The organism is Acetobacter estunensis (genome assembly GCF_019083805.1).
Taxonomy (GTDB): Bacteria; Pseudomonadota; Alphaproteobacteria; order Acetobacterales; family Acetobacteraceae; genus Acetobacter; species Acetobacter estunensis_A.
Map to the genome: position 1 here is coordinate 1 of NZ_JAHRDV010000168.1, position 241 is coordinate 241.

Here is a 241-nt window from a genome sequence, read left to right on the forward strand (position 1 = left end):
GGGCGATCAGGACAACCCCGCCCCAGCCTTTGGCGGACATATGTTCGCCCAAGACCAGGACGCCGAAAATCGCCACGAAAACGACACTCAGCTTGTCGACAGGCGCCACGCGCGCCGCATCGCCCAGACCGCAACCGAAGAAGACGCCTAACCGATAGGGCATCATGATCATGAATGGCTCAGGTGTGCCCCCTTGGTTGGTATGGGCTCTGTTATCAGCCGCCTTTGCGGCGATGACGGC

General features: G+C 61.0%; 1 protein-coding gene. It reads right to left on the reverse strand.

The genetic code is table 11. The features are described 5' to 3' along the window. Window positions 1-172 (reverse strand): EamA family transporter (locus tag KUA11_RS17390; RefSeq protein ID WP_368041058.1); only part of this gene is annotated, 172 nt, incomplete at its 3' end. Window positions 173-241: the final 69 nt, after the last annotated feature.